The organism is Geodermatophilus sp. SYSU D01176 (assembly GCF_054050015.1).
Genome location: NZ_JBJGYN010000034.1, coordinates 30,349 through 52,965 on the forward strand (window position 1 = coordinate 30,349; position 22,617 = coordinate 52,965).

The 22,617-nt window shown below is 74.2% G+C and carries 19 protein-coding genes; 14 read left to right on the forward strand and 5 right to left on the reverse strand.

Annotated features, from left to right (window positions below):
- Positions 1-25 precede the first annotated feature (25 nt).
- Genes ACI78Z_RS17245 through ACI78Z_RS17265 form a run of 5 tightly spaced genes read left to right on the forward strand, consistent with a single transcriptional unit; the run spans position 26 to position 3,879 of the window.
- Positions 26-517, forward strand: coding sequence for a DUF4396 domain-containing protein (locus ACI78Z_RS17245; protein ID WP_457037769.1), 492 nt, complete (start codon positions 26-28; stop codon positions 515-517).
- Positions 518-559: 42 nt separating this feature from the next.
- Entirely contained in the window at positions 560-2,152 is a 1,593-nt protein-coding gene (locus ACI78Z_RS17250) for a methyltransferase domain-containing protein (protein WP_457037770.1), read from the forward strand.
- Positions 2,149-2,574: a DUF6752 domain-containing protein gene (locus ACI78Z_RS17255; RefSeq protein ID WP_457037771.1), complete on the forward strand. Its 426-nt coding sequence runs from the start codon at positions 2,149-2,151 to the stop codon at positions 2,572-2,574. Before ACI78Z_RS17250 ends, ACI78Z_RS17255 begins: the two co-directional genes overlap by 4 nt.
- Before the next feature lie 26 nt (positions 2,575-2,600).
- Complete coding sequence (locus tag ACI78Z_RS17260) at positions 2,601-2,987, forward strand: adenylyltransferase/cytidyltransferase family protein (protein WP_457037772.1); 387 nt, start codon at positions 2,601-2,603, stop codon at positions 2,985-2,987.
- A 58-nt stretch (positions 2,988-3,045) separates the two neighbouring features.
- The gene (locus ACI78Z_RS17265; RefSeq protein ID WP_457037773.1) at positions 3,046-3,879 is read left to right on the forward strand and encodes an HpcH/HpaI aldolase/citrate lyase family protein; all 834 of its coding nucleotides are present in this window, start codon (positions 3,046-3,048) and stop codon (positions 3,877-3,879) included.
- 51 nt (positions 3,880-3,930) lie between these two features.
- Here ACI78Z_RS17265 and ACI78Z_RS17270 read toward each other — a convergent pair whose 3' ends face one another.
- The 5 genes from ACI78Z_RS17270 to ACI78Z_RS17290 form a co-directional block, all read right to left on the reverse strand.
- Positions 3,931-4,752 (reverse strand): DUF1028 domain-containing protein, encoded by an 822-nt coding sequence (locus ACI78Z_RS17270; RefSeq protein ID WP_457037774.1) that lies wholly within the window; start codon positions 4,750-4,752, stop codon positions 3,931-3,933.
- On the reverse strand, positions 4,749-5,417 hold the full coding sequence (locus ACI78Z_RS17275; RefSeq protein ID WP_457037775.1) for a CoA transferase subunit B: 669 nt from the start codon (positions 5,415-5,417) through the stop codon (positions 4,749-4,751). Before ACI78Z_RS17275 ends, ACI78Z_RS17270 begins: the two co-directional genes overlap by 4 nt.
- Positions 5,414-6,238: a CoA transferase subunit A gene (locus ACI78Z_RS17280; protein WP_457037776.1), complete on the reverse strand. Its 825-nt coding sequence runs from the start codon at positions 6,236-6,238 to the stop codon at positions 5,414-5,416. The genes ACI78Z_RS17275 and ACI78Z_RS17280 overlap by 4 nt, the downstream gene beginning before the upstream one ends.
- A gap of 41 nt (positions 6,239-6,279) precedes the next feature.
- Positions 6,280-7,065 carry a TIGR03089 family protein gene (locus ACI78Z_RS17285; RefSeq protein ID WP_457037777.1) on the reverse strand — a complete coding sequence of 262 codons (786 nt, stop codon included), beginning with the start codon at positions 7,063-7,065 and terminating at the stop codon, positions 6,280-6,282.
- A gap of 103 nt (positions 7,066-7,168) precedes the next feature.
- Positions 7,169-8,734, reverse strand: a complete 1,566-nt coding sequence (locus ACI78Z_RS17290) for an LCP family protein (protein WP_457037778.1) — start codon at positions 8,732-8,734, stop codon at positions 7,169-7,171.
- 281 nt (positions 8,735-9,015) lie between these two features.
- Between ACI78Z_RS17290 and rfbB the strand changes: the two genes are divergently transcribed.
- The 9 genes from rfbB (at position 9,016) to glfT1 (ending at position 22,449) form a co-directional block, all read left to right on the forward strand.
- Positions 9,016-10,011 carry a dTDP-glucose 4,6-dehydratase gene (rfbB, locus tag ACI78Z_RS17295; protein ID WP_457037779.1) on the forward strand — a complete coding sequence of 332 codons (996 nt, stop codon included), beginning with the start codon at positions 9,016-9,018 and terminating at the stop codon, positions 10,009-10,011.
- A complete protein-coding gene (rfbD, locus tag ACI78Z_RS17300) occupies positions 10,008-10,901 on the forward strand; it encodes a dTDP-4-dehydrorhamnose reductase (RefSeq protein WP_457037780.1) in 894 nt (297 codons plus the stop codon). The genes rfbB and rfbD overlap by 4 nt, the downstream gene beginning before the upstream one ends.
- Positions 10,902-11,070: 169 nt before the next feature.
- Positions 11,071-14,025, forward strand: a complete 2,955-nt coding sequence (locus ACI78Z_RS17305) for an N-acetylmuramoyl-L-alanine amidase (protein ID WP_457037781.1) — start codon at positions 11,071-11,073, stop codon at positions 14,023-14,025.
- Between the two features lie 169 nt (positions 14,026-14,194).
- The gene (locus tag ACI78Z_RS17310) at positions 14,195-14,791 is read left to right on the forward strand and encodes a hypothetical protein (RefSeq protein WP_457037782.1); all 597 of its coding nucleotides are present in this window, start codon (positions 14,195-14,197) and stop codon (positions 14,789-14,791) included.
- Positions 14,788-17,655, forward strand: a complete 2,868-nt coding sequence (locus ACI78Z_RS17315) for a hypothetical protein (protein ID WP_457037783.1) — start codon at positions 14,788-14,790, stop codon at positions 17,653-17,655. Before ACI78Z_RS17310 ends, ACI78Z_RS17315 begins: the two co-directional genes overlap by 4 nt.
- A gap of 327 nt (positions 17,656-17,982) precedes the next feature.
- Positions 17,983-19,842 (forward strand): glycosyltransferase, encoded by a 1,860-nt coding sequence (locus ACI78Z_RS17320; protein WP_457037784.1) that lies wholly within the window; start codon positions 17,983-17,985, stop codon positions 19,840-19,842.
- A gap of 5 nt (positions 19,843-19,847) precedes the next feature.
- Positions 19,848-20,747: a galactan export ABC transporter permease subunit Wzm/RfbD gene (gene wzm / locus ACI78Z_RS17325; protein ID WP_457037785.1), complete on the forward strand. Its 900-nt coding sequence runs from the start codon at positions 19,848-19,850 to the stop codon at positions 20,745-20,747.
- A gap of 13 nt (positions 20,748-20,760) precedes the next feature.
- Positions 20,761-21,522, forward strand: a complete 762-nt coding sequence (wzt, locus tag ACI78Z_RS17330; RefSeq protein WP_457037786.1) for a galactan export ABC transporter ATP-binding subunit Wzt/RfbE — start codon at positions 20,761-20,763, stop codon at positions 21,520-21,522.
- Positions 21,523-22,449, forward strand: a complete 927-nt coding sequence (gene glfT1 / locus ACI78Z_RS17335; RefSeq protein ID WP_457037787.1) for a galactofuranosyltransferase GlfT1 — start codon at positions 21,523-21,525, stop codon at positions 22,447-22,449.
- The last annotated feature ends 168 nt before the right edge of the window (positions 22,450-22,617 follow it).

Below are 22,617 nucleotides of genomic sequence, written 5' to 3' on the forward strand. Positions count from 1 at the left end.
CGGGCACACCGACCGAGGAGCAGGAATGGACCACTCCACGTACACCGAGCGCCCCACCGGCACGGCCCTGACCCGGCTGGCGGTGTCCGCCACGCTGCACTGCCTCACCGGCTGCGCGATCGGCGAGGTCCTCGGCATGGTCATCGGCACCGCGCTGGGCTGGTCGGACGTGTCGACCATCGTGCTCGCGGTCGCCCTGGCGTTCGTCTTCGGGTACTCGTTCACCATCGGCCCGGTTCTGCGTTCCGGGCTCTCGCTGCGCGCCGCGATCCCGGTCGCGCTGGCCGCCGACACCGTCTCCATCACCGTCATGGAGATCGTCGACAACGCCGTCCTGCTGCTGGTGCCCGGCGCGATGGAGGCCCACCTGGACAGCTGGCTGTTCTGGGGTGCGCTCGCGTTCGCGCTCGCCGTCGCCTTCGTCGTCACCCTGCCGGTCAACCGCTGGCTGATCAGCCGCGGCAGGGGTCACGCCGTCGTGCACGCCCACCACCGGGGCGGGCACGGGCACTCCTGAGCACCGCCCGGAGGACCGGGAGGCCGCTGTTAGCGTCGGCACATGTGTCCGATCCGTTCCGTGCAGCCGTCGGAGCACGGCGTGCTGTTCGCGGTCGACGAGCCGGGGGGGCGCTCGATCGACGTGCTGGTGGACGGACGCCGGATCTGGTCGTTCCGGGAGCCCGCGGAGGCCGCCCCCGCCGAGCTGCTCCCCACGGACCGGGAGGGGGCGGACCTCCGGTTCGCGCCGTGGCCCGCGGTGCTCCGTGACCGGCTCGTCGGCCGCTTCCGCGTGGACCTGCGGCTCGTGGACACGGGTGAGACCGCCGGCGCCGTCGCCGTCCTCGGCGACCCGTCGGCCCGGCCCGACCTGACCGACGTCCACGGGCGGCCCCTGGTGGTCAACAAGTGGCAGCGGCTCGGGCACACGCTCGCCGACGCCCCGCCGGGCATGGTCGACCGGATGCTCGACCACATGGACGAGATCCGGGACCAGCTCGTCGAGCGCCTGGGGCCGGTGGTGTTCGTGACCGGCGGCACGCTGCTGGGGCCGCTCCGCGACGGTGGAGCGCTGATCCCGCACGACGACGACGCCGACCTGGCGTACCTGAGCTCCCGGTCGCACCCGGCCGACGTCGCTCTCGAGCAGTTCGAGCTCGGCCGGCTGCTCCGGGAACGGGGGCACGAGGCCATCCGGCTGACGGCCGCGCACGTGCAGGTGCACTACGGGCACGAGGGCGTGCCGGACCACTACGTCGACGTCTTCGCCGGCTTCCACCTCGAGGGCTGGTGGTACCAGCACTTCGCGATCCGCGCGCAGGTGCCGCCGTCCGCCGTCCTGCCCCCGACCACCGTGGTGGTGGAGGGACGGGAGGAGCCGGCCCCCCGGGAGCCGGAGGTGATGCTCCGGGAGCTCTTCGGGCCGGGGTGGCGGGTCCCGGACCCGGCGTTCACCTTCGCCCTGCCGCGGAGCACGACCGACCGGTTCGCGCACTGGTTCGGCGACTACCACGCCGAGCGCGAGACGTGGGAGGACCTCGTCCTCATGGCCACCGGCCCGCTGCTGCCGGCGGAGGACCGGCCGAGCGGCTTCGCCGAGGAGGTCGACCGGCAGGCGCCCGCCGACCACGCGATCCTCGAGCTGGGCTGCGGGGTCGGGGTCGATGCCTGGGCGCTGGCCGGGCGCGGGCGGCACGTCCGCGCCGTCGACTTCTCGCGGCCCGCCCTGGAGGTGGCGCGGTCCCGGGACGCCGGAGCCGGGGGCCGGCCGGAGTTCGAGTCGGTCAACCTGCTCGACCTCCGGGCCGCGGTCCGGCTCGGTGCCCGCTGCGCGGCGGAGGACCGGCCGTGGACGGTGTTCGGCCGTCGGCTGCTCAACGCCCTGGACCCCATCCCGAGGGCCAACGTGTTCCGGCTCTGCGCGATGCTGCTGCGGCGCGGGGGCACGGCGCACTTCGACGTCGCCGATCCCGCCTACGAGGGGGTGCCGCCCCACCTGAGGCTGACCGTGGACCAGTTGGTCGGTGAGGCCGGCGCGGCCGGTCTGGTCCTGGCCGAGGCGAGCCGCCGGACCGAGCCCATGACGTGGATCGGCGCTCCCGACGAGCAGCTCGTGGAGCTGACCCGCATGACGTTCCGACGGAGGGCACGATGACCGAACAGGGAGATCCACCCCGCGGCCGGGCGCTGGTCCAGCGCCTGGCCCACCCGGTGCGCCGCGCGGTCGCTCCGGCTGCCCTCGAGCTGCGGGGGCAGGTCGAGGCGCTCAGCGCCGAGACCGTGAGCCTGCGCGCGGAGATCGCGACCCTGCGCGGGCAGGTCGAGGCGCTCTCCGCCGGCCTGGCCGAGGTCCGCGAGGACGCCGCCGGACTCCGCTCCCGGGCCGAGGCCGGCGACGCGCGGCTCGCGGCGGCCGAGGAGACCAACGACGGGCTGCGGGACGGGTTGGAGGAGGCGCGGCGGCTGAACCTCCGCGTCGCCGAGCTCGTCGACCTCGTCACCGAACTGGTCCTGCCGCTGCACGACCGGGAGATCAACCCGGCCGTGCTCGGCCGTCTCCGCCCGGACACGCTGTGAGGGCCGGGTCCGCACCCTCCACCCGCGTGGTCACGTTCGGCACGTTCGACGTCTTCCACGCCGGGCACCTGCGCCTGCTGGAGCGGGCGGCCGCCCTGGGCGACGAGCTCGTCGTGGGGGTCAGCTCCGACGAGCTGAACCTCGCCAAGAAGGGCCGTGCGCCGGTCTACCGGCTCGACGACCGGATGGCCATCGTGGCCGCCCTGCGCTGTGTCGACGGCGTGTTCGTGGAGCGGAGCCTCGAGGCGAAGCGGGACTACCTGGTCGAGCACCGCGCGGACGTGCTGGTCATGGGGGACGACTGGGCGGGCCGGTTCGACGAGTTCTCCGACACCTGCCGCGTCGTCTACCTGGCCCGCACCCCCTCGGTGTCGACGACGGCCATCATCGAGCAGATCCGGGCCGGCACCTGACGCTGCGGCACTGCCCGGTCGCAGGCGGCCGCGACCCCCGTACGAGGATGGGGGCGTGGTGAGACAACGCAAGGTCGGTCCCGAGGACGCCCGCTCCTGGCTGCTGGTCAACGGCGCCCGCACCGAGCTGTTCGACCGGGCCGCCGACTCCCGGGCCGACCAGATCGTGCTGGACATCGAGGACGCGGTGGACCCCGCGCACAAGGACGAGGCCCGCGCCGGCGTCATCGAGTGGCTCTCGTCGGGGGACCGGCCGGCCTGGGTCCGGATCAACGACCGCTCGACGCAGTTCTGGGACGACGACGTCGCGAAGCTGGCCGGGGTGCCCGGCCTGCTCGGCGTCATGCTCGCCAAGACCGAGGCCGCGGATCAGGTCACCGAGACCGCCGACCGGCTCGGCGGGTCGACCCCGGTCCTGGCGCTGGTCGAGTCGGCGCTGGGCATCGAGGAGGCGGTCTCCATCGCCCGCGCCCGCGGCGCCTTCCGGCTGGCCTTCGGCAGCGGCGACTACCGCCGCGACACCGGTACGAGCGCCGACGACCTGGCCATGGCCTACCCGCGCTCGCGGCTGGTCCTGGCCAGCCGGATCGGCGGGCTCCCGGGGCCCATCGACGGCCCGACGGTGAGCAGCAGCCACCCGGTGCTGCGCGAGCAGACCGCCGTCACCGTCTCCCTCGGGCTCACCGGCAAGCTGTGCCTGGACCCGGAGCAGACGCCCGTGATCAACGAGGTCATCAGCCCCACGCCGTCCGACGTGGCGTGGGCGCGGGACTTCCTGGCCGACTTCGAGGCCCGCGGGCGGGTCATCCGCGACGGCAGCGACAAGCCGCGGCTCGGCCGGGCCCGCAAGATCGAGCGGCTGGCGCTGACGTTCGGCGTCGAGCCGGCCTGACCGCCCCGGGGTCGCCCGCCCGCCTGCCCGTCCCGGCGGGCGGCCCCGCGCTCACTCCAGCAGCCGCGACACCCCGGCCAGCCGGGCGTCGCCGGCCATGGCGGCCAGCCACGCCGACCAGCCCGGCCGGGCCCGCAACGACTCCAGCGCGGCCCGTGCCGCGTCGCGGTCGCCCCGCCGCGAGGCGGCCAGCGCGGCGTAGAGGTCGCGGGCTCCCTCGGGCGCGAACAGCGCGAGGGTCTCGTAGTCGCCCTCGTCGTAGGCGCGCTGCAGGTTGCGCAGCATCCGCAGCTGCGCGACCGGGTCGCCGGAGTCGTCGACCCGCAGGTCCACCCGCACCCCGTCGTCCTCGTCGCTGGCCGGCGTGCCGCTCACCACCAGCAGCGCCGCGGACTGCCGCCCGCGCACGTCGCCGCCGGCGTCCTGGCCGGCGGTGAGCGCGGCCAGCAGCCGGTCGGGCAGATCGCCGCGGGCGGCGGTGTAGGCCTGCACCATCGCCGGCAGCACCTCGGCCGAGGCGAGCATGTTGCCCTGCACGCTCAGCTGGTCGCCGAGCTGGTGGCCGCTGACCGGGAACGAGCCGCGCCCGGTGTCGGCGGCGACCCGTCCGGTCGCGTCGAGGACGGCGATCTGCCGGTCGACGTCCTCGGCGGCGTGCGCCGCCGCCCGCACCAGGTCGGCGGGGTCGGCGCCGTCGGCGAGCCCGGCCAGCAGCGACTGGCCGAGCCCGCGCCGGCTGCGCGCCTGGACGGCGACCACCCCGACCCCCGGCCGGGCGCTGGGCACCGCCCGGCCGACGGCGAGGATGCACGAGGACACCGCGATGCCCAGCTCACCGGTCGCCGGGTCGCGGGCGACGACCGAGAAGGTCACACAGCTGCCGGGAGCGGCATCTCCCGCACGTCGTCGGCGACGGTGAGCGGGGCGCCGGTGGCGGCCTGGACCTCCTCGACGCTGACGCCGGGGGCGGTCTCGCGGAGGACGAACCCGTCCAGGGTGACGTCGACGACGGCGAGGTCGGTGACCACCCGGTCCACGCAGGCCTTGCCGGTCAGCGGCAGCGTGCACTCCTGGACCAGCTTCGGCGACCCGTCCCGGGCGACGTGCTCCATCATGATGATCACCGTGCGGGCGCCGTGGACGAGGTCCATCGCGCCGCCCATGCCGTTGACCATCTTGCCGGGGATGAGCCAGTTGGCCAGGTCGCCGCGGGGGTTGACCTGCATGGCCCCGAGGACGGCGACGTCGAGGTGCTGGCCGCGGATCATGCCGAAGCTCAGCGACGAGTCGAAGAAGCTGGCCCCGGGCAGGATCGTGACGGTCTCCTTGCCGGCGTTGATCAGGTCCGGGTCCTCCTCGCCCTCGACGGGGTAGGGGCCCACGCCGAGGATGCCGTTCTCCGAGTGCAGCACCACGTGCACGTCGTCGGGCACGAAGTTGGGCACCAGGGTCGGCATGCCGATGCCGAGGTTGACGTACTGGCCGTCCTCGAGCTCGAGGGCGACGCGGGCGGCGAGCTGGTCGCGGGTCAGGGTCATCGGGACGGGGCCTCCCCGGTCGTGTCGGTCGTGGCCTCCTCGCCGGCGGCGGCCGGCGCGGTGGAGTCGTCGGTGCGCGAGCGGGTGGTGCGCTTCTCGATGGCCTTGCCCTCGGGTCCGACGACGACCACCCGGTCGACGAAGACGCCGGGCAGGTGCACGTCCTCGGGCGTGATCTCGCCGGGCTCCACGAGCTCCTCCACCTCGGCGATGGTGACCCGCCCGGCCATCCCGGCCAGCGGGTTGAAGTTGCGCGCCGACTCGTGGAACACCAGGTTGCCGTGCCGGTCACCCCGCGCGGCGCGGACCAGGCCGAAGTCGGCGGTCAGCGCGGTCTCCAGCACGTACTGGCGGCCGCCGAACTCGCGGATCTCCTTGGGCGCGGAGGTCTCCACCACATTGCCGTCGGCGTCGTAGCGGACCGGGATGCCGCCGTCGGCGACCATCGTGCCCACGCCGGTGGGGGTGTAGAAGGCCGGGATGCCGGTGCCCCCGGCGCGCAGCCGCTCGGCCAGCGTGCCCTGCGGGGTCAGCTCCACCGACAGCTCCCCGCTCAGGTACAGCCGGGCCAGCTCCTTGTTGCCCCCGACGAACGAGCTGATCGTGCGGGTGATGCGCCCGGCGTAGAGCAGCACGCCGAGGGCCTTGTCGTCCACGCCGCAGTTGTTGCTGATCGTCGTCAGCCCCGAGGCGCCCTGTTCCAGCAGCGCGTCGATCAGCCTGATCGGCACCCCGCACAGGCCGAAACCGCCCACTGCGAGCACCGCGCCGTCGGGCACGTCGGCCACCGCCTCAGCGGCGCTGCCCACCACCTTGTCCATGCCGCACACCGTCCGTCCGTCCGGGCGGCTGGGCGGCTGCGTCAGGCAGGACGGCCCAGCTCGCGGATGCCGTCGATCGTCCGGCCGAGCGTAGCGGTGACCCTCTCGGCCGAGGCGCGCCCGGGCAGCAGCGACGGGTCGGGGGAGCGGACCAGCACGATCGACGCGCCGGCGGCCAGCGGGGCCAGCAGCCAGGCCACCGGCCCGGCCTCGGCCGCGGTGCGGTCGTCGACCAGCACCCGGTCGCCCTCGACCAGGCCCAGGCGAGCGGCCAGCTCCCGGGCGGTGTCGACCAGGCCGCCGAGGGTCAGCTCCAGCCCGCCCAGCAGCAGGCCCGGGGCGGCAGGGTCGGGCCGCTGCCAGGGGGTGAAGACGTCGCCGTGCCCGCGGACCTCGAGGGCGAAGTCGCGGGCGGGGCCGGCGTACCCGGTCATGCCCATCCCGAGGGGGTGCAGGGAGAGGCCGAGCAGCTCGGGGAGCTGCTGCTCCTCGAGCGGCGGCAGCCGGTCCTGCGCGGCCAGCACGACGTCGGCCTCGTCGAGCCGGCCGTCGTCCTCGGCCGCGGTGTCGAGGACCGTCGCCCCGCAGCTCCACACCCCCAGCAGCACCGCCGCGGTCTGCCAGTGCACCGGCAGGGCGACGGCGACCCTGCTGCCGCCGGTGACGTCGAACTCGTCCTGCAGCAGGTTGGCCGTCTTGGCCACCCAGTTGGCGAGGGTGGCCGCCGACAGCTCGACCCGCCCGCCGCCGAGGTCGTCGTAGGAGGTCAGCAGCGGCGCCGCCGGCGCGTGGCGCAGCGTGGCGGCGAGCAGGTCGGCGGGGGTCACGCCCCCAGTCTCCCAGGGTGCGACCCTCCTGCAGGGGCCGCCGCCGGCCTCCCCGCAGGGTCCCACCGGGAGCCTGCGAGCGGGGGGGCGGGGAGGTCCTTCTTCAGTAGATGCAGCCGGTGTCCGCCGCGGTGCGGGGGTCCTCGCCCTCGACCTCGGCAGCCGGGGCGGCCGGGTCCACGGCCTGGCCGACCGCGTTGAAGTCCGAGCCGAGCACGAGCTGCACCGTGCCGGAGGTCGCGTCCTCGCTGGCCTCCACGGCCGCGCCCGGGATCGCGGCGGCCAGCGTGGCGGCCAGGGCCTCGTCGCCCGCGGCGTGCCGGATGACGGTGGTGTCGTAGGAGGAGGAGTCGGCGTTGCCGGTCGTGCCGATGGCGAACCCGGCGGTCTGCAGCGCGCCGGCGGCCTGGGCGGCCAGCCCGGAGGTGCCCGAGCCGTTGTAGACGTCGACCGTCACCGCGGACGGGGCCACCGTCTCCGGCGCCGCCGGCGTCGTCGCGGCCGGCGCCTCCGGCTCGGCCGACAGGTCGGCGAAGAAGTCGTGCAGGGTGTCCTCGTCCTCCAGCCGGATGATCGAGCGGTTCTGCGCGTCACGGTCGGTGCCGACGTTCGGGATCGTCTGGAACTGGATGCTGCCCGCGGTCACCGACTGCATCTGCTCGGCCAGCCGGAACAGGTCCAGGCCCTGGTCGATGGTGAGCGACTGGGACGCGGCCTCGGTGAGCTCGCGCTGCTTGCCGAGGTCGAGCATGACGTCCTCGGAGAGCATCTTGCGCAGCACGCCGGCGATGAAGACCTGCTGGCGGACGATCCGGTCGAAGTCACCGCGCGGCAGGCCGTGCCGCTGGCGGACGAACTTCAGCGCGTCGGCGCCGCTGATGGTCTGGACGCCGGCAGGGAACACCGCGCCGGACCACTCGGAGTCGTCGACGGGCTCGCACAGGTTCACCTCGACGCCGCCGACCACGGAGCTGAGGTTGAAGAAGCCCAGCAGGTCGACCTCGGCGTAGTGGTCGATCTGCAGGCCGGTCAGCCCGCTGATCGTCTGCACCAGCAGGCGGGCGCCGCCGGCCTGCCGCTGCTCGTCGCTCGCGCTGTCCGGCGTCTCGGCGTAGCCGTACGCGTAGGCGGCGTTGAGCTTGTCCATCCCGTAGCCGGGGATCGCCACGTAGGAGTCGCGCGGGAAGGAGACGAAGGAGGCGCGCGACCCGTCGGCCGGGATGTGCACCAGGATCATGGTGTCGGTGTTGATGCCGGAGTCGGTGCCGGCGTTGAGGTCGGCCAGCTGCTCGTCGGTGAGGTTCGCCCGGCTGTCATTGCCAACCAGCAGCAGGTTCATCGCCTCGGGGGCGTCGCCCTTGTCGGCGTTGCCGTCGGTGGGGATGGCGTCGGTGCGGTTGACCGTGGCCTCCGCGACCTGACCGAGGTACCAGCCCCAGCCGGACCCGGCCAGCAGGACCACCGAGAGCACACCGGCGACGGCGCGTGCGGCGGTGGCGGCGCGACCGGTGCGCCGGCGCGGCTCCGGGGCCTGCTCGTCGGGGGAGTCGGCGGCCTGGTGCCGGGAGCGGGCGCGTCCCGAGCCGGAACGGCCGGCCCGCGGGTCCAGGCGCGCCGGCAGCTGCCGGTCGCCGCCCGCTGCGGGGGATCCGGGCTTCTTCGGGCTCACGTGGAGGTCCTTCCTCGTGCTGGTCCGCGCGGACACGACGCCGATCCGTCGTGACCGGGGCCGGCCTCGGTCGCACCGCCGGCGCGGCGGGCGTCGACCCGGGGGCTGCGGTCGATGCTAGGGGCGCGGTCAGCGCCCCCGGCTCACGTTCCGTGGCGAAACGGGACGGGTGTGACGAGCGGTGCCAGGGCGACGCGGCGGGCGCCCCGGCCGGAGGACCCGCGACACGCCTCACCCCGCGGGAGGATGCCCGGGCCGCCGGTGGACGGGAGGATCGGCGCATGCGCGTGCTCGTCACCGGGGGAGCGGGCTTCATCGGCTCGCACTACGTCCGGACCATGCTGACCGGTGGATACCCCGGGTTCGAGGACGCCGAGGTGACCGTCTTCGACAAGCTCACCTACGCCGGCAACCCGGCCAACCTGGCGCCGGTGGCGGACTCGCCCCGCTACCGCTTCGTCCGGGGGGACATCTGCAGCGCCGCCGACCTCGACGCCGCGCTGCCCGGCTCCGACGTCGTCGTGAACTTCGCCGCCGAGTCGCACGTCGACCGCTCGATCACCGGGGCGTCGGAGTTCGTGCTCACCAACGTGCTCGGCGCCCAGCAGGTCTTCGAGGCCTCCCTGCGGCACGGCGTCCGCCGGGTCGTGCACGTCTCCACCGACGAGGTCTACGGCTCGATCGACGAGGGCTCGTGGACCGAGGACCACGTCCTCGAGCCGAACTCGCCGTACTCGGCGGCCAAGGCCGGCGGCGACCTGATCGCCCGCGCGTACGCGAAGACCTACGGCCTGGACATCTCGATCACCCGGTGCAGCAACAACTACGGGCCCTACCACTTCCCGGAGAAGGTCATCCCGCTGTTCGTCACCAACCTGCTCGACGGGCACAAGGTGCCGCTGTACGGCGAGGGCGCCAACGTGCGGGACTGGCTGTTCGTCGACGACCACTGCCGCGGCATCCAGCTGGTCGTGGAGAGGGGCCGGCCCGGGGAGTTCTACAACATCGGCGGCGGCCGCGAGCTGTCCAACCGGGAGCTGACCGAGAAGCTGCTGGAGGCCACCGGCCGCGACTGGAGCTACGTGGAGAACATCGTCGACCCGCGCGGCGGCGGCCACGACCTGCGCTACTCGGTGGACTACTCGAAGACCGCCGGGCTCGGCTACGCCCCGCGGATGAGCTTCGAGGACGGGCTCGCCCTGACCGTGCAGTGGTACCGGGACAACCGGGCCTGGTGGGAGCCGCTCAAGGTCGCGGCGGCCACCGCCCGGGCATGAGCGGGGACGCCGCCACCGCCTGGCTGGTCACCGGGGCCCGCGGGCAGCTGGGCGGCGACCTGCTCGCCGTCCTGGCCGGCCGTCCCGGGGACTCCGTCACCGCGCTGGGGCGCGCGGAGCTGGACCTGACCGACGAGGCCTGCGTCCGCGCCGTCGTCCGCGACTGGCTGGCCGGCGTCCGGAGGGCCCGTCCCGTGGTCCTGAACGCCGCCGCCTACACCGCGGTCGACGCCGCCGAGACCGACGAGGACACCGCGCTGCTGGTCAACGGCCGCGCGCCCGGCTGGCTGGCCGAGGAGCTCGCCGGGCACGGGCGGCTGGTGCACGTCTCCACCGACTACGTCTTCGACGGGGAGGCCACCGAGCCCTACCCGGTGGACGCCCCCGTGGCGCCCCGCTCCGCCTACGGCCGCACCAAGGCGGCGGGGGAGCGCGCGGTCGCGGCCGCCGGGGGCGACACCACCGTCGTCCGCACCGCGTGGGTGTACGGGCGGCACGGCGGCAACTTCGTGCGCACCATGGCCGGGCGCGCGCTCGACGGGGCTCCGGTCTCGGTGGTCGACGACCAGGTCGGCTCGCCGACGTGGGCCGCCGACCTGGCCGCGGGGCTGGTGGCGCTCGGTGCCCGTCCCGGGCCGGTGCCCCCGGTGCTGCACCGCACCGACGCCGGCGCGGTCAGCTGGTACGGCCTGGCCCGCGCCGTCTACGAGGAGGTCGGCGCCGACCCCGGCCTGGTCACGCCGACGACGACCGCGGCCTTCCCGCGCCCGGCGCCGCGACCGGCGTGGTCGGTGCTGGACGGCAGCGCGTGGCTGGCCGCGGGGCTGCCGGCTCCGCGACCGTGGCGCACGGCCCTGCACCTCGCGCTGCAGGGGTGGCCGCCCCGCTGAGGCCCGGGTCCGTGGGACCCCCGTGGTCAGCGGGGCGGTACGAACCGGTTCTCCCGCATGTCGCGGTCGCGTCGGCTCAAGACCGACGGTGTACGCGCCGATGCTCTCCGTGGACCGATGCGCCCACGTACGGGGCGCAGCCGCCACGCTCCACCGGAGGACCAACCCCGTGCGTCGCCGCCTGCTCGCCGGAACGACCGCCGTCGTCGCCCTCACCGGCGCCGTCCTCGTGCTGCCCGTCGTGGCCGAGCCGGCCCCCGAGGCCGTGCCCGTCGAGACCTCGGTCGAGGAGGTGGCGATGGGCTCGTTCGACTCCCCGGCCCCCGCGGCCGAGGTGCAGGAGGGCACGACCGAGCCCGTCGAGGGGGTCCCGGCCACCGTGCCGACCCTCTCGGCGAGGGCCACCGACGTCGCCGAGTTCTCGCTCGTCGGCGTCACCTGGGCCCACGACCCGGCGGTCACCGACACCGTCGTGCAGGTGCGGGTCCGCGGCCTCGACGGCGCCTGGGGGGAGTGGACCGAGGTCGGTGCGGAGGACGTCGGTCAGGCCGCCGAGGCCGAGACGGGCACCCCCGTCCGCGGCGGGACGGCGCCGCTGTGGACGGGCCCGGCCACCGCGGTGGAGGCCGAGCTGGTCACCCGCTCCGGCGCGCAGCCCACCGACGTCCAGCTGGACCTGGTCGACCCGGGGGAGAGCGCGGCCGACGGAGCCCTCGGTGACCCCGACATCCAGGACACCGCCGACGCCGCGGTCGCCATCCCGCCGGTCTTCTCGCGCGCCCAGTGGGGCGCCGACGAGAGCCTCATGACCTGGGACCCGCAGTACGCCAGCACCATCAAGGCCGCGACGCTGCACCACACCGCCGGCTCGAACAGCTACACCGCCGACCAGGTGCCGGCGATCCTGCGCTCGACGTACACCTACCACGCGCGGAGCCTGGGCTGGGGCGACATCGGCTACAACGTCCTGGTCGACAAGTTCGGCCGGATCTGGGAGGGCCGCTCCGGCGGTCTGGCGAGCACCGTGGTCGGCGCGCACGCGGGCGGCTTCAACACCTCGACCTTCGGGGTGTCGATGATGGGCAACTACGACGTCGTCGACACGCCCCAGGCGATGGTCGACTCGGTCGCGGCGATCATCGCCTGGAAGTTCTCCCTGTACGGCGTGGACCCGAGGGGGACGACGACGCTCACGTCGGGCGGCACGGACAAGTACCCCGCGGGTGCCCGGGCGACGCTGCCGACGGTGTTCGGGCACATCGACACCAAGAGCACCGCCTGCCCCGGGAGGTACGGCTACGCGCGGCTGGGCGAGATCCGCGACAAGGCGGCCGCCCGGATGGCGAACACCAAGTCCCCGATCGCCACCCGCTACGACTCCGACGCCGGGCTGCGGGCGTGGCTCGGCGCGCCCGTGGGGAGCGAGCAGTCGGCGGCCGGCGTCACCTGGCAGGTCTACGCCAACGGCGCCCGGCTGTACTCCTCGCCGGTCGGTGGCGTCCGGCTGGTGCTCGGCGGCATCCTCGACCGCTACCTCGCCGCCGGCGGGCCGGCGGTGCTCGGACCGCCGATCACCGACGACGCACCCACACCCGGGGGCCGCGGCGCCTTCGTCCGCTTCCAGCACGGCGACGTCTACTGGTCGCCGGCGACCGGCTCGCAGCTGGTCCGCGGCGACATCCTGGCGGCGTGGCTGGCCGCCGGCGGAGCCACCGGCGGCCTCGGCTTCCCGACGACGAGCGACGCGCGGACCCCGGAGGGCCGTGGCTGGTTCGTGCGCTTCCAGGGCGCCGACATCTACTGGTCGGCGACCACCGGGGCCCGCATCGTCATGGGCTCCATCCGGGACACCTGGCTGGCGGCAGGGGGCACGTCCGGCTTCCTCGGCTTCCCCACGACCAGCGACACCCCTGCCGGCAAGGGGGCGTTCGTGCGGTTCCAGGGGGGCGACGTCTACTGGTCGCCCACGACCGGCACCCGGATCGTGCGCGGCGACATCCTCGCCGCCTACCGCGCGGTCGGCGGCGCGACCGGGTGGCTGGGCTACCCGACGACGAGCGACGCGCCCACGCCCGACGGGCGCGGGTACCTCGTGCGCTTCCAGACCGGGGACATCTACTGGTCGCAGGCGACCGGGGCGCGCATCGTGCTCGGCGCGATCCGGGACACCTGGCTGGCCAGCGGCGGGACGTCGGGCTTCCTCGGCTTCCCGACGACCAACGAGGCGCGCACCGCCGACGGCCGAGGGGCGTTCTCGCGGTTCCAGAACGCCGACGTGTACTGGTCGGAGGCGACCGGCGCGCGCATCGTGATCGGCGCCATCCGGGACACCTGGCTCCGGACCGGCGGGACGTCGGGCTTCCTCGGCTTCCCGACGACCAGCGAGGCGCGGACCGCCGACGGCCGGGTGGCGTTCTCCCGGTTCCAGGGCGGGGACGTGTACTGGTCGGAGGCGACCGGGGCGCACGTCGTGCGGGGCGCCATCCGGGACACCTGGCTGCAGACCGGCGGCGCGACCGGCTACCTCGGCCTCCCCGTCACCGACGACGCGGCGACCGCGGACGGTCGGGGGGCGTTCGTGCGGTTCCAGGGCGGCGACGTCTACTGGTCCCCGACGACCGGGACGCGCATCGTCCGCGGCAACATCCTCGACGCCTACCGCGCCGTGGGCGGGCCGACCGGCTTCCTCGGCTTCCCGGTCTCCAGCGACGCGCCGACGCCCGACGGGCGCGGCTACGTCGTGCGCTTCCAGGGCGGCGACGTCTACTGGTCCCAGGCGACCGGCGCCCGGATCGTGCGCGGCGCGATCCGGGACACCTGGCTGGCCGCCGGCGGCTCGGGTGGCTCGCTGGGCTTCCCGACGACCAGTGACGCGCCCACCGCCGACGGCCGCGGTGCTGTCGTCCGGTTCCAGGGCGGGGACGTGTACTGGTCGCCGGTCACCGGCGCCCAGGTCGTGGCCGGCGCGACGGCGCAGCCCTACTGGGACCGGGGCGGCAGCGGCTCCACGCTGGGCTTCCCGACGCGCTCGACGTACCCCGTCGCCGGTGGCACGCGCACCGACTTCCAGCGCGGCTCGATGACGTGGAACGCGACCAGCGGCGCCGTCGCCGTGTCGCAGTGACCACACCCGCCGCGGGCACCGCGTCGATCCCCGACGCGGGTCGTCACCCGAAGTAGCCTCCCGAACACGGACGCCGACGTGCGTCCGCGACCACCGTGCGCGCGGACGACGACGTCTCCCGCCGGACAGCGATGACCGACCCCTGCCGTGGGTCGACCTGGGGGTGCCCATGTCCCGCAAGACCCGCCGCAGCCGTCGTGGTCCCGCCCTGGTCCTCGTGGCACTGGTGGCCGTCGGGGCGTTCGTCCTCTGGACCCGGGCCGGCGATCCCGCCCCGGCCGCCGCCGGCACCACCGCGGACCCGACGTCGGCGAGCGCGCCGACGGAACCCGCGCCCTGGGCACCCCCGCCGTGGGAGGACGCCGAGGAGACGGCGGAGGCGGCCGGCGAGGAGGGGACGGAGCCGCCGTCGCGGCCGACGGCGACCAACGCCACACCGGAGCCCGAGGAGGAGGCGGGTGGTCTCGCGTTGGTTGCCGTCTCGCTGACCTACACCGGCTACGACGCCGCTGCCGGGGCCGTCGTCGCCGGCGGGTACGCCGCCGACGTCGTGGAGGTCGACGCCACCTGCACGCTGGTCCTCCGGCGCGAGGGCGTGGAGTTGCGGGGCGAGGCGCTCGGCACGCCCAGCGCGACCACGACCGACTGCGGTGAGGTGCGGGTGGGCGGCGACGCGCTGACCTCCGGCACCTGGGAGGCGGTGCTGAGCTACACGTCGGAGACGTCGGCCGGGGAGTCCGCGGCCGTCGAGGTCATGGTCCCGTGAGGAGGTCCCGTCTCCGCCTGGTCGCCACCTGCCTGGTCACCCTGGGGCTGGCGTTCGTCTTCGCCGCCGGGTCCGCGCCGCAGCAGCCCGACCTGACCGAGTCGGCCGACCTGGGGTTGTTCGACCCGGGCAACATCATCGACGACGACATCTTCTACAACGCCGGCACGATGGACGCCGCGCAGGTCCAGGGCTTCCTCACCACCAAGGGCAGCGCGTGCTCCGGCGATCTGTGCCTGAAGAACTACCGGCAGGACACCTGGACCCGAGCCGCCGACCAGTACTGCGCGTCCTACCCGGGGCAGGCCGGTGAGACGGCGGCCTCGATCATCGCCAAGGTCGGTCGCGCCTGCGGCATCAACCCGCAGGCGCTCCTGGTGCTCCTGCAGAAGGAGCAGGGGCTGGTCACGACGACGGCCCCGACGGAGACCAAGCTGCAGAAGGCGGTCGGGTACGGCTGCCCGGACACCGCCCCCTGTGACACCCAGTACTACGGCTTCTACAACCAGCTCTACAACGCGGCTCACCGGTTCCAGTACTACCGGGCCAACCCGGCGAAGTTCGGCCACCGGGCGGGCGTCACCAACAACGTCCGGTACCACCCGAACTCCGCCTGCGGCACCGTGGCCGTCTACATCCAGAACCAGGCCACCGCCGGGCTCTACAACTACACCCCCTACACCCCCAACAGGGCGGCGCTGGACGCCGGCTACGGCACCGGCGACGGCTGCTCGGCCTACGGCAACCGGAACTTCTTCCACCACTTCGTCGACTGGTTCGGCAGCACCCAGTCCGGCCCGGCGTCCATCAACGACAAGTACGTCCACCTCAAGGCCTCTGGGGTGGACCTGGGCGGTTCGACGTCCGAGGTGACCTGCGACCTCCCGTGGGGCGGCTGCTGGCGCAGCTACCAGGGGGGCACCATCTTCTGGCACCGGGACACCGGCCCCCACGTCGTCCGCGGCGCGATCCTGCAGCGCTACCTGTCCCTCGGCGGGCCGGGCCACCTCGGCTACCCGACCGGCGACGACACCCCGGCGCCGGTGAACCCCGGCTGGTACACCGACTTCCAGGGCGGGGCGATCTACTGGTCGCAGGCCACCGGGGCCCGCGAGGTGCGCGGCGACCTCCTCGCGACGTGGCGCGCCAAGGGGGCCCAGGCCGGCGTGCTCGGCTACCCGGTGGGTGGCGACGAGGGGGTCCCCGGCGGGTACCGCACCCGCTTCCAGGGCGGGACGCTGTACTGGTCGGCTCCCACCGGTGCCCGGATGATCCGCGGCGCGCTGCTCGCGGGCTTCGAGGCGGCCGGTGGCACGGGGGCGCTCGGGTTCCCCGTGGCCGACGAGCGCGCCGCCGCGCGTGGCGGCGCGGCCGTCGACCTGACCCACGGTGCCGTGTACTGGACCTCCTCGACCGGCGCCCGCGTGGTCCGCGGCTGGATCCTGGCCAAGTACCGGGAATGGGGTGCCGAGAACGGCGTGCTGGGCTACCCGACGAGCGACGAGACCGTCGTGCCCGGTGGCGCCCGCAGCACCTTCCAGAACGGGCACGTGTACTGGTCGGAGTCCACCGGCGCGCGGGTCCTGCGCGGGGCCATCCTCGACCGCTACCTGGCCTACGGCGGGCTGCCGGTCCTCGGGTTCCCCACCACGGATGACATCGCGGCGGCCGACGGTGGAGCGAGAGCCGAGCTGCAGGGCGGCGCGATCTACTGGTCGTCCGCGACCGGGGCGCACGTCGTGCGGGGCAACATCCTCGCCAAGTGGCGGCAGTGGGGTGCTGAGAGCGGCGTCCTCGGCTACCCGGTCGCCTCGGAGGGCCCCACGCCGAACGCGCCGGGTGGTGCGGTGACCGTGTTCCGTGGCGGGTCGGTGTACTGGTCGGGGGCCACGGGAGCCCGGGTGGTCCGGGGGGCGCTGCTGGAGCGCTACGTGGCTGCAGGGGGGCCCGCGGCGCTGGGCTTCCCCACGAGCGACGACCTACCGGCCGCCGGCGGCGGCGCCAAGCTGGACCTCCAGCACGGCGCGGTCTACTGGTCCTCCGGCACCGGCGCCCACGTGGTCCGCGGCTGGATCCTGGCCCGGTACCGGGAATGGGGTGCCGAGGGCGGGGAGCTCGGCTACCCGACCGTCGACGAGGCGCCGATCGCCGGCGGCGCCGTGACCGCCTTCCGCCGGGGCAGCATCTACTGGTCGGAGGCCACCGGCGCCCGCGTGGTGCGCGGCGCGCTGCTGGAGCGGTACGTCACCGCGGGCGGGCCGCAGGCGCTGGGCTTCCCCCTCGGGCACGACGGCCCCGCGGCCGGCGGCGGCGCCAAGGTGGACCTGCAGCGGGGCTCGGTGTACTGGTCGTCCGCGACCGGGGCGCACGTGGTCCGCGGCTGGATCCTGGCCAAGTGGCGGGAGTGGGGCGCCGAGGGGGGTGCCCTCGGGTACCCGGTGGCCTCGGAGGCCCCGACGCCGAACGCCCCGGGGGGTGCGGTCACCGTGTTCCGTGGCGGGACGGTGTACTGGTCGGAGGCGACGGGCCCCAGGGTGGTGCGCGGCGCCATCCTCGAGCGCTACGTGGCCGCCGGCGGGCCGGCAGCGCTGGGCTTCCCGATCACCGATGACATCCCGGCCGGCCGGGGCGCGAAGGTCGTGCTGGCCGACGGCGGGGCCATCTACTGGTCGGCCACCGCGGGGACGCACGTGCTGGACGGCCCGACCGCCGGTGCCTACGCGCGGGTGGGCGAGACGACCTCCTTCCTCGGGTTCCCGACGGGGAGCACCGCGCCCAGCGGCGACGGGAGGAGGACCGACTTCCAGGGCGGCTACATCGCCGTCGCCGCGGACGGCACCACCAGCGCCCACCGGCACCCCTGAGGTCCGGGACCGACGACAGCGGCCGCCACCCCGCGAGGGATGGCGGCCGCTGTCCGTCTCCGGGGTCCGTCACGGCCTGCCGACACGGCCGCCAGAGCGTGACGGACCCGTTCCGCCGGGGTGCCGGGGCCCTCCTGGTGGCGGTGTGACGGATGGGGTCCCGACTCCCGCCGGTGCCGGGCCGCCACCGCCGTGCGCGGTTATGCTGCGGACATCAACCGGCCCGGGGTCAGGAGTCCTCGATGCGGCCGGTGGGTTGTCCGCGCCTGGCCAGTCGCCGAGCGGGCCGGCCCCGTCATGCCGTCGTCCTGAGGACTGCAGATCACAATGAGCACCATCTCCGCCGAGCCCGCCACCGCAGCGGGCGAGCCGACTGACATCGCCAGCCTGGCCCAGCGGGTGCTCACACTGCCCCCGGCGCTGGGCCTGCCCGCCGAGCTGTACGCGAAGACGGTCGAGGGCCGGGTGCACCTGGAGCGCACCGCGTTCACCCTCGACCCGCACGCGGCGCTCAGCACCAACACCTACTTCGGCCGCGTCCCCGCCTCCTACTGGCAGCGGTGGACCGGCGTGACGGAGATGACCTTCGAGGCCGAGTTCGCCGGCGAGGGCGTGGTCGAGCTCTTCGCCAGCGACTTCGCCGGCGAGGAGCGGACCGTCGGGGGCCAGGAGCTGCTCGGCTCGGGCCACGTCCGGCTGACCGTGGCGGTCGACAAGTTCGTCGACGGCGGCGCCATCTGGGCCGACTTCCGGTCCGGCGAGGGGGACCTGCGGATCTCCTCGGCGCGGTGGACGATCCCGCACCCGCCGCGGCCCCGGAAGACCGCCGTGGTCATCTGCACCCACAACCGGCCGACCGACTGCATCAAGACGCTGCAGGCGCTGGCCGCCGACCTGCCGGCGCTCGACGAGCTGGACACCGTCTACGTCATCGACCAGGGCGACAAGCGGGTCTCGGCGCAGCCGGAGTTCGAGAAGGTGCAGGCGGACCTGGCCGGGCGGCTGCGCTACATCACCCAGGCCAACCTCGGCGGCGCCGGCGGCTTCACCCGCGGCATGTACGAGATCACCGAGGTCGAGGACGAGCACCACGCGAACGTCCTGTTCATGGACGACGACATCGTGCTCGAGCCCGAGTCGATCATCCGGCTCACCTCCTTCGCCAACTCGGCGCGGCAGCCGATCATCGTCGGCGCGCAGATGCTCTACGCGCTGCACCCGAAGCGGCTGCACACGGGCGCGGAGTACGCCGACCTCGCCACCCTGGATGCGGGCAAGGTCGTGCCGGGCGCCCTGTGGAACGAGGACATGACCGAGGAGAACCAGGAGCTCCGGGTCGACGGCGTCTACAACGCCTGGTGGAGCGCCATCCTCCCCTCGGAGATCGTGTCGGCCACCGGCTACCCGCTGCCGGTGTTCTTCCAGTGGGACGACATCGAGTACGGCTACCGGGCCCGGGAGAACGGGTTCACCACCGTCACCCTCCCGGGGGCGGGCGTCTGGCACGCCGACTTCACGTGGAAGGACCAGGACGACTGGTCGCGGTACTTCAGCGTCCGGAACAGCCTGATCACGGCGGCGCTGCACTCGGAGTTCAACAGCAAGAGCCTGGCGCGGGTCCTGTTCGGCCGGCTGCTGGCCTACGTGACCGCCATGCAGTACGGCCTGGCCGCCACGGCGATCAAGGGCATCCAGGACTTCCTGGAGGGCCCGGAGCTGCTGCGGGACGGCGGGCAGCGGGCCCTGACCGAGGTCCGCGAGCTGCGCCGCGCCTACCCCGAGACGGTCCGGCACTCGGCGTCCGACGTCCCGGGACTCCCGCTGCGCGGCGAGAGCACCGAGCGGGCCGCCCCCCACCCCTCGATGCTGAAGGCGGTGCTGGCCAAGCGCGTCCTGTGGCAGCTCACCGGCCGGAACGCCGGCGCGGCCAACGTCACCCTCGAGGACTCGCACTGGTGGCACGTCGCCCGCTTCCGCAAGGTCGTCGTCACCGACGCCTCGCAGGAGGGCGTGCGGATCCGTGAGTTCGACAAGCAGACCAGCCTGCGGCTGATCCGCGAGGGCCTGGCTGCCTGCAAGCGCCTCGCCACCGAGGGACCGGCCGCCGCCGCGGCGTACCGCGCCGCGCTGCCCGAGCTCACCAGCCGGGAGAACTGGCGGCGCCTGTTCGACGGCGGAGCCGAGTAACCGCGATGTCGTCGAGCCACACGCGCGAGCAGGAGCCGGACGTGGTCGCCGGGCACACGAACGGCCAGGAGGCAGCAGCGGCGATGCCGGCTCCGCCCGGGCGGGACTTCCGGTCCGCCTTCCGTGACCTGAGCCGGGGGTGGGCTCAGCGGGAGCTGTGGCTGCAGCTGGGCTGGCAGGACATCCGCCAGCGCTACCGGCGCTCGGTCCTCGGCCCGATCTGGATCACCATCAGCATGGCGGTCACCGCCATCGCGCTCGGCATCCTGTACTCGGCGCTGTTCGGCCTCGAACTGGCGACCCTGCTGCCGCACGTCCTCGTCGGGATGATCGTGTGGACGTTCATCGCCGGGTGCATCTCCGAGGGGTCGGAGGTGTTCGTCGCCAACTCGGGGCTGATCACCCACCTCCCGGCCCCGATCAGCATCCACGTGTACCGGCTGGTGTGGCGCCAGACGCTGTTCTTCGCCCACAACCTGATCGTCTACGCGGTCATGCTGGTGGTCTTCCCGCAGCCGCTGTGGTGGACCGACCTCTCGGTCTTCCCGGCGTTCGGCCTGCTCGTGGTCAACGGCATGTGGGTGGCGCTGCTCATCGGCATCGTCAGCACCCGGTTCCGCGACCTGCCGCCGGTGACCCAGAGCGTCGTGCAGCTGCTGTTCTTCCTCACGCCGATCGTCTGGATGTACGACGTCCTGCTGGAGAACCCGGCCGTCGCCGAGCGGGCCCGGTGGGTGGAGATCAACCCGCTGTTCCACTTCGTGGAGCTCATCCGCCGGCCGATGCTGGGTCAGGACCAGGAGTGGCGCACGTGGTTCATCGTCATCGGGATCGCCGTGGTCGGGTGGGCCCTGACGCTGCTGGTCATGCGTCGCTACCGCGGCCGCGTGGCGTACTGGGTCTGAGGAGGACGCCACCATGGTGAGCATCGACGTCCGCGACGCGAGCGTGGACTTCCCGATCTTCGACGCCAAGTCGCGGTCCCTGAAGCACACGGTGCTCGGTGTCGTGGGCGGCAACGTCGCGGCCAACGAGCGCAAGGTCGTCGTGATCGAGGCGCTGCGGGGGATCAACCTGCACCTGCAGGAGGGCGACCGGCTGGCGCTGGTCGGCCACAACGGGGCCGGCAAGTCCACGCTGCTGCGGCTGCTGTCGGGCATCTACGAGCCCACCGGCGGCCAGGCCGTGGTCAACGGGCGCGTCGCGCCGGTCTTCGACCTCGGTGTCGGCATGGACCCGGAGATCTCCGGCCTGGAGAACATCCTCGTGCGCGGCCTGTTCCTCGGGATGAGCCGCAAGCAGATGGAGGCGCGGGTCGACGACATCGCCGAGTTCACCGAGCTCGGCAACTTCCTGCACATGCCGCTGCGCACCTACTCCACCGGCATGCGCGTGCGCCTGGCGCTGGGCGTCGTCACCAGCATCGACCCCGAGATCCTGCTGCTCGACGAGGGCATCGGTGCGGTCGACGCGGCGTTCCTCGAGCGGGCCAAGGGGCGGCTGAAGGACCTGGTGGACCGCGCCGGCCTGCTGGTCTTCGCCTCGCACTCCGACGACCTGCTCAAGCAGCTGTGCACCTCGGCGCTGTGGATGGAGCACGGCACCATCAGGCAGCAGGGGCCGCTCGAGGAGGTCCTCGACGCGTACAAGGGCCGCGAGCACGCGGCCTCGGGGGGCTGAGTGTCCGAGGCGGCCCCGCGGACCCCCACCTGCCCGGACGACGAGCGCGTCGTCGCGGTCATCGTCACCCGGCACCGGCCGGAGTCCCTCGCGCAGGCGCTGAAGGCGCTGGCGATCCAGACCCGGCCGGTCGACTCGGTCGTCGTGGTCGACAACGGACCCGAGCAGCCGGCCGAGGAGGTCGTGCGAGCCAGCGGGCTGCCGCACACCTACCTGCTCTCGCAGGCCAACCTGGGCGGCGCCGGGGGCTTCGCCCTGGGGATGCTCACCGCCCTGGCCGAGGGCGCGGACTGGGTGTGGTGTGCCGACGACGACGGCCGGCCCGCCGACGAGCACGTGCTGGCGACCCTGCTGTCGGTGGCACGGGCGCGCGGGCTGGCCGAGGTCTCGCCCGCCGTGGCCGACATCGACGCACCCGGCAGCTTCGCCTTCCCGGTGCGCACCGGGCTGCGCTGGCGGGGGGAGCGGGACCGCCTGGGCGGCGAGGACTTCCTGCCGGGCTACGCCTCGCTCTTCAACGGCGCGCTGTTCGCCGCCGCCACCCTGGCGCAGACCGGCGTGCCGGACCTGCGGCTGTTCGCCCGCGGCGACGAGACCGAGATCCACCGCCGGCTGGTGCGGACCGGGCTGCCCTTCGGGACGGCGCTGGACGCGACCTACCTGCACCCCAACGGCCGGGACGAGTTCAAGCCGATCCTCGGCGGGCGATTGTCGGCGCAGTACCCCGAGACGGACTGGAAGCGCTTCTACACCTACCGCAACCGCGGGTACCTGATGCGCCAGCCCGGGATGCGCTGGCTGTTCCCGCTGGAGCTCGTGCGGTTCACCTGGTTCTTCCTCGTCACGCGCCGAGACCTCCGCGGGTACCGGGAGTGGCTCCGCCTCGTGACGGCCGGCCGGCGGGAGCGCTTCACCCCGGCGGGCTGACAGCGGTCCTCGGGTTGGCCGGGGCTGGGTCCACTGACGAGATCGCGCGCTCTCGCACGCTTCGGGGCCTCGAACCGTGGGGGGTCGCGCGGGCTCCCCCCCGCGCCGCCCTGGTTCGTCCACCCGTCAACCAACCCGGGTGTGATCGCCCCGGGGGCGCCGCGGGGC